This is a genomic window from Pseudoalteromonas sp. XMcav1-K (assembly GCF_044005875.1).
GTDB lineage: Bacteria > Pseudomonadota > Gammaproteobacteria > Enterobacterales > Alteromonadaceae > Pseudoalteromonas > Pseudoalteromonas spongiae.
Genome location: NZ_JBIPJE010000016.1, coordinates 1 through 7,581, shown reverse-complemented (window position 1 = coordinate 7,581; position 7,581 = coordinate 1). Strand labels below are relative to the sequence as shown.

General features: G+C 40.2%; 5 protein-coding genes. All 5 read left to right on the top strand.

The features are described from left to right. Positions 1-427 (top strand): SEC-C metal-binding domain-containing protein (locus tag ACHSBP_RS00700; protein WP_395387932.1); only part of this gene is annotated, 427 nt, incomplete at its 5' end. A 68-nt stretch (positions 428-495) separates the two neighbouring features. Next, entirely contained in the window at positions 496-885 is a 390-nt protein-coding gene (gene mutT, locus ACHSBP_RS00695) for an 8-oxo-dGTP diphosphatase MutT (RefSeq protein ID WP_395387931.1), read from the top strand. A 143-nt stretch (positions 886-1,028) separates the two neighbouring features. Further along, on the top strand, positions 1,029-2,717 hold the full coding sequence (ggt, locus tag ACHSBP_RS00690) for a gamma-glutamyltransferase (RefSeq protein WP_395387930.1): 1,689 nt from the start codon (positions 1,029-1,031) through the stop codon (positions 2,715-2,717). A 203-nt stretch (positions 2,718-2,920) separates the two neighbouring features. Further along, entirely contained in the window at positions 2,921-5,506 is a 2,586-nt protein-coding gene (locus tag ACHSBP_RS00685; RefSeq protein WP_010561657.1) for a family 20 glycosylhydrolase, read from the top strand. A gap of 312 nt (positions 5,507-5,818) precedes the next feature. Continuing rightward, positions 5,819-7,117 carry an N-acetylglucosamine MFS transporter NagP gene (gene nagP / locus ACHSBP_RS00680; protein ID WP_010561658.1) on the top strand — a complete coding sequence of 433 codons (1,299 nt, stop codon included), beginning with the start codon at positions 5,819-5,821 and terminating at the stop codon, positions 7,115-7,117. The last annotated feature ends 464 nt before the right edge of the window (positions 7,118-7,581 follow it).

The window sequence follows — 7,581 nt, the reverse complement described above, 5'->3', positions numbered from 1 at the left end:
CGAAAAAGCAATTATGTTACAAACGCTTGACCAACATTGGAAAGATCACCTTGCTGCAATGGATCACTTACGTCAAGGTATCGGTCTGCGTGGTTATGCACAGAAGAATCCAAAGCAAGAGTACAAGCGTGAATCATTCGAGTTGTTCTCTGACATGTTAGAAGCACTGAAAGTGGAAGTGGTTAGTATTCTTGCAAAAGTACAAGTACGTGCTGAAGAAGATGTTGAAGCGGTAGAAGAGCGCCGTCGTCAGCAAGCAGAAAATACGCCAAAGCAATATCAACATGAAGAAGCAGAGCATGTAGGTGGTGAAACACCTGAAGGTGCAGCGGTAACTGTACGCAACGATGCAAAAGTTGGCCGTAACGAACCATGTCCATGTGGTTCAGGTAAAAAATACAAACAGTGTCACGGTAAATTAAGCTAATTGAACCAGACTCTGTTAAAAAAGCGACACTTAGATGTCGCTTTTTTTATGATTAAAGTGAGTGAAAAATGAAAAAACAAGTACATGTTGCAGTTGGTGTAATCAAAAAAGCTAACTTAATATTTATTGCAAAGCGTCACGATGAACTACATCAAGGCGGAAAATGGGAATTCCCAGGCGGTAAAGTGGAAGCGGGTGAAACAGTAACCCAAGCACTGGCAAGAGAATTAAACGAAGAAATCGGCATAGAAGTAAAATCTTCAACACCCTTTTTAGAAATTCACCATGACTACCCAGATAAATCAGTGCATCTTGATATTCACTTAGTAGAAGAGTTTGATGGGCAAGCGAGGCACCTTGAAGGGCAAGACCACAAATGGGTGGCTATTAGTGATTTAAATAATTATGAATTCCCAGCAGCTAATGTTGTGATAATCGAAAAGCTCCAATCAAATTAGTTCCCAAGTTAGTAGCAGAGCATGTACGGCTTTGCTACTAATCTGCATTTTATCTACAGATCTTCTCTATTTACCTCGAATTATTGTTTCCTGTTCAGAAAAAGCGCTATGTTAGCTATAACCAGAACAACAGGATAATAATAATGAAATGGCTTAAACCCTCTCTACTGATTATCAGTTTGGCAATTCCATCTATCGCCAGCGCTTACGACCGTATTACAGGTGAAATGTTTGCCAGTCGCTCAGAAGTATTTGCTGAAAATGGCATGGCTGCAACGTCACAACCGTTAGCAACGCAAGTTGCACTTGATATTTTAAAAAAAGGTGGCAATGCTGTGGATGCTGCAATTGCAGCAAATGCAGTTTTGGGATTAGTTGAGCCAACAGGTTGCGGTATTGGTGGTGATTTATATGCCATTGTGTGGCAACAAAAAGAGCAAAAGCTGCACGGACTTAATGCATCTGGACGTTCGCCGGCAACGTTAACGCTAGATACATTAAAAGCACAAGGCGACAAAATCCCAAGTTATGGCCCTTTGCCAGTTTCGGTGCCAGGTGCGGTCGACGGTTGGTTTGAACTGCACAACAAATTTGGCAAATTACCAATGACAGAGTTATTAGCACCAGCAATTCACTATGCTGAAAAAGGCTTTCCAGTATCAGAGCTAATTGCTTATTACCTCGATAAAAGTGTTTCTGTACGTGGAAAGTACCTAGGCTTTAAAGAAGTCTTTATGCCAAATGGCCGTATGCCGGAAAAAGGTGAAATTTTTAAGAACCCTGCACTTGCACAAACTTACCGTGAAATTGCTAAAGGCGGTCGCGATGCATTTTATAAAGGTAAGATCGCAAAAGAAATCGACCGTTATATGAAAGCTAATGGTGGTTATTTGAGTTATGACGATTTAGCATCGCATAAAAGTAACTGGGTAGAACCAGTAAGTACTAACTATCGCGGTTATGATTTATGGGAGCTGCCGCCCAATGGTCAAGGTATTGCTGCACTGCAAATTTTAAATATTCTTGAAGACTATGATATTGCAAGTATGGGTTTTGATAGCCCTGAGTATGTTCACACTTTTGTGGAGGCTAAAAAATTAGCTTTTGCAGACCGCGCTAAATACTACGCTGACTCATCATTTAATGACATTCCAGTAAAACAATTAATTAGTAAAGAATACGCCGCAAAGCGTCGCAAGCTTATTGATGCAAATAAAGCGAGCAAGCAAGTGGATGCTGGGCCAGTTGAAGGCGATACCATTTATTTAACCACTGCTGATAAAAATGGCAACATGGTATCACTTATTCAAAGTAACTATCGCGGTATGGGTTCTGGCATGACGCCAGAAAAGTTAGGGTTTGTGTTGCAAAATCGTGGCGAGCTATTTGCCCTTGAAGAAGGCCACTTCAACGTTTATGCACCTAAAAAACGCCCCTTTCACACCATTATCCCTGCCTTTGTCACCAAAGATGGCAAACCGTATATCAGTTTTGGTGTGATGGGCGGTGCAACACAGCCGCAAATGCATGCGCAAATTCTAATTAATATGATTGATTTTGGTATGAACCTGCAAGAAGCGGGAGATGCACCACGCATTTTACATACGGGTTCATCGCAGCCAACTGGTGAAGTTATGTCAAATGGTGGCTATGTCAGCTTGGAAGCAGGGTTTTCGGAAAAAACAAAACGTGAGCTTGTGAAAAAAGGGCACACACTTCAACATGCGGTTGGCCCTTACGGTGGTTATCAAGCCATTATGAAGCAGCTTTCAAATGGGGTTTATGTTGGCGCATCGGAAACACGCAAGGACGGAATGGCTGCAGGCTATTAATATTTTCAAGATGTTAGAGGTGTTTTGTGATGCCTCTAACATGCTGATTTTTAATTGTTTCAGATAAAATTAAGGTTTTTTTTAAACTGTTTTGATAGCGCTGTCATTAAATAGTCATTATGATTCCTAATAACAAAAACTAAAATTAACGCTTTCGCTGTCTAATGTTAGAAAGCATACAATAAACAAGTAAAGGAAGTCTTATGCATTTGAGAAAAACCATACTTGCTACAGCTTTATTAGCAACGCCTCTGTTTGCTAATGCCAAGCTATCGCAATCCGACATTAAACAATTTGCAGCCCAAGCGGATCTTAAATTTGGTGTCGTTGATAACTTTCATGATAATGACGGTGGCTACATTGGAAAAATCCAACTTAAAAACACTTCAAAAGTTGCACTACCAAAAGGCGAAAGTAACTGGCAGCTGTACTTTCACAGTATTCGTAAAGTAAAAACCCCCGAAGTAAAAGGTATCGCGATTGAGCATGTAAATGGTGATTTGCATCGTTTAGTGCCAACGAAATCATTTGCCGGTTTAGCCGTGGGTGAAACATTAGCGCTTGAGTATGAAGCAGCAGCTTATATTGTGTCTTATTCAGATGTGATGCCACGTGCGTTTATTTCACTCGATAATAAAGACGCAGAAGTATTTGCTAGTACAGATACTGAAGACCTAAAACAGTTTGTACTGCCAATTGTTGAAGAGCGCCAATTAAAGAAATTTAACACGCCAAAAGATTTAAGTGTGATTGCTGATGCACAGAACCGTCATGCACTTAATATCAAAAACGAAAAATATACACCAAGCCAAGAAGACGCTTTAAAGCGTATTATTCCAAAGCCGCTTGATGTTGACTTCTCTCGTGGCGAAGTAACGCTTTCGTCAGATTGGGTTGTAAGCTATCAAGGCAGCTTAAAGCAAGAAGTAAACGTACTGCTTGATGATTTATCAAAATTATATGGCCTTAAATTAGAAGCGAATGCAGACCATATCTCTGTAGGTAAAAAGCCGCATTTATCTCTAAAAGTAGATAATGCAATTCAAAATGGTGACGCCGAAAGTTATCACTTAGAAATTGATAAAAACAAAATTACGGTTGTTGGTAGTGATAATGCAGGTGTTTTTTATGGTTTGCAGTCATTATTGGCACTTTTCCCAGCGGACGCCAACGGTAGCGTTGAATTACCACGTGTAGAAATTAAAGATTCGCCACGTTTTAGTTACCGCGGTATGCATTATGACAATGCACGTAACTTCCATGGTAAAGATGCAATGTTCAAGTTGGTTGAGCAAATGGCAAAATATAAGCTCAATACATTACATTGGCACTTTTCTGATGATGAAGGCTGGCGTTTAGAGATCCCATCGTTACCTGAGCTTGCAGAAATTGGTGGTGTGCGTTGTTTTGATTTATCTGAAGATTCTTGCTTACTGACTCAGTTAGGTACAGGTCCACATAAAGATGGTTCAGGTAATGGTTATTTAACAAAAGATGATTTTGTTGAATTATTAAAATTTGCCGCGGCACGTCATATTAAGATCATTCCAGAGGTAGAGTCGCCAGGTCATGCCCGTGCATCGATTAAAGCGATGGAAGCGCGTTACCGTAAATTGATGAAAGCAGGCGACGAAGTGGGTGCGAAAGCATACTTACTGAGTGACCCTGAAGATAAGTCAAAATACATTACAGTTCAGAATTACACAGATAATTCTATTAATGCGTGTATGGACTCAAGTTATAACTTTATGGAGAAGGTGACGTACGAGCTTCAACAAATGTATCGTGAAGCAGGTGTACGTTTAGAAAATCTGCATTTTGGTGGCGATGAAGTGGGCGCCGGTTCTTGGACTAATTCACCAGCGTGTCAAAAAATGTTTGAAGAGGCTGGTAATGGGGTTGCAGGTCCTGCCGACCTTAAGCCTTACTTTACCCAGCGCGTAGCAAAAATGCTTGCTAAACGTGGTATTGCACCGGGTGCATGGGAAGACGGCTTAATGTATGACCGCGTGAATACATTTAACCGTGAAGAATTCCCTAACCCAGTATTTACAGCGAATGCTTGGGATAACATTTGGGAGTGGGGGGTTGCTGACCGTGCTTACCGTTTAGCAAACAATGACTATCAAGTTGTTTTATCGCATGGCACACATCTTTACTTTGACCACCCGTATGAAGCTCATCCAGAAGAACGTGGCTATTATTGGGCAACGCGCTTTATCAGTAATGAAAAAGCATTTGGTTATATGCCAGACAATGTATATGCAAATGCTGACTTCACCCGCACTGGTGAAGCTATCAAAAACCTAGAAGACTTAGTAGGGCGTCCATTACCTCAGCTTGAAAAGCCTGAAAACATTTTAGGTATGCAAGGTCAGGTATGGTCTGAAACTATCCGTACTGAAGATCAAGTATTAGCTATGTTGTTCCCACGCGTGTTAGCAGTAGCTGAACGTGCATGGTATAAAGCGCCATGGGAAGGTGAAAAGCCGGATGCACAAAAGCGTGCAAAAGATTGGATGACTTTCTCAGCGGCACTTGGCACGAAAGAATTAGCAAAATTAGCCAAGTCTGGTGTTAAAGCAAATCTTGATGTACCAGGCGGTGAAGTCAATAAGGGTACTCTAACTACCAGTGTTGCAACAGCTTACTTAGATGTTGAATACAGTGTTGACCAAGGTAAATCATGGCAAACATACCAGCAACCAGTTAACGTAGGTGATACACAAGTGTGGTTAAGGAGTTCATTAAATGACCAAATTAAGAGTCGTATAACCACAATTAATTAACTAATTGTTATTAAAACTAAAGGGAGCATTTGCTCCCTTTTTGTTCTAATTATTTCAAAATTCAAACTGGCAATATTTATTCAATTGCATTAAAGTAAAATGACAGCGCTATCATTTTTATGGCTTAGGGGAAGCGCTAACTTCCATAAATTGCCGTATTCAAAGTGATTAGCGTTAATAATAAAACCAAGAAATAAACTGATTGCGTTAACTATTTATATAGTGCGTCTGAAAGATGAGGCTACTTAACGCAATTGGTATTTTCATAGCGTAAAGCTATGACATAAGATTAACTGCAACAAGAAGAAGTTTATGGAAGCAACAGTGGAAAACGAACAAAATTCCCAGCAAAGCATCATTTTACCAATGGTACTAGCTGGCTCTATGTTTTTTATACTAGGTTGTATTACCTGGTTAAACGGTGCAATAACACCTTTCTTACAACAAATGCTTGAGCTGTCGCCGCTGCAAGCTTCATTTATCATTTCATCTTTCTATATTGCAGTAACCATTGCGGGTATTCCATCGGCAATGTTAATTAAGAAAGTTGGTTATAAGAATGGCATGGCAATTGGCTGTGCGATTATGGCGAGTTCTGCGCTGTTGTATATTCCAGCAGCGAAATTGCAAATGATTGAAATTTTCTTATTTGCTCAATTGCTCATTGGTGTCGGTCAAACTGTATTACAAACGGCAGTTAACCCTTATGTTGTGAAAATGGGTTCAGAAAAGTCAGCAGCAGTGCGTGTTTGCATCATGGGTTTACTAAATAAGTTTGCAGGTGTTGTTGTTCCTATTGTATTCGCTATGGTAACGGTTGCAGCAGTTGCAGGTGAAGGGGAAGTACTTTCACAAGCGCAAAAAGATGCAATGGCAAATAGCTTAGTTGCACCTTATATAGCTATCGCAGGATTAATCTTAGCGTTTGCTGCATTCGCAAAATTCTCACCACTTCCTGATTTAGTATTTGAAGATGAAAATCCAAATGCAAAAGGTGAAGTGCGTGAAGCACTCAGCCACCCTCATTTAGTATTAGGTGTAATTGGTATCGCACTTTATGTAGCAGTAGAAGTAATCGCTGCAGATACCATCGGTTCATACGCACTCGCGATTGGCGTAGCTGATTACTCAATGATGACATCGTACACCATGGCATGCATGTTAGTGGGTTATGCAATTGGTATTGCGCTTATTCCTAAATACATGTCTCAACAAAATGCATTGGTGATGTCTGGTATCGCAGGTTTAATTACCGTTGCCGCTGTTGTATTTGGAAGTAACGAATCTACCGCTATCTCAAACGTACTACTTGTGCCATTTGGTGGTCCTGAATTACCTGATCCATTAGTGTGTATCGCATTACTTGGTTTTGCTAATGCAATGGTGTGGCCTGCAATCTGGCCGCTGGCATTAAGTGGTTTAGGCCGTTTAACAGGTACAGCATCAGGTTTACTTATTATGGGTATTGCTGGTGGTGCATTAGGTCCGTTACTAATAGGTTTAGGTAACGTAGCGGGTTTAGGTGCTCAAGGTGCATACGCATTAATGGTGCCTAGCTATCTATACATTCTATTCTACGCATTAAAAGGTCATAAAATGCGTAGTTGGTAATAACCACTTTTTAATTAGTATTACACTCCCGTAAAACGCCAAACCTAAGTTTGGCGTTTTTTTATGCGCAAATGTAGCTCCTAAGTTAACGAAATAGTGCTTTTGAATATTAAATAATCAAACGATCAAAAAAGATCGTTTTTTTATAAAAAAGGGGTTGATCTGATTTTCGATCTGCCTATAATGCGCATCCACCGACACGGAGCACGGCAACAACAAACGCTGAGTTAAGTGGAGGAAAGTCAAACGGAAAGTTACTTTGAAAAATAATTAACTTTCTAGTTGACTTTAAAAGTGAAGCGGTTAATATAGCGCTCCACTTCGCAGCAAGAAATGCTGCACTGTTCTTTAAAAATTTAAGCAATCATCTGTGTGGGCACTCGTACAGATTAAGTTCTAACATACGCTTTTAAAGCGTAACAAAATTTAGACTTAATTGAACTGAGTGACCAACGGAATAAAGA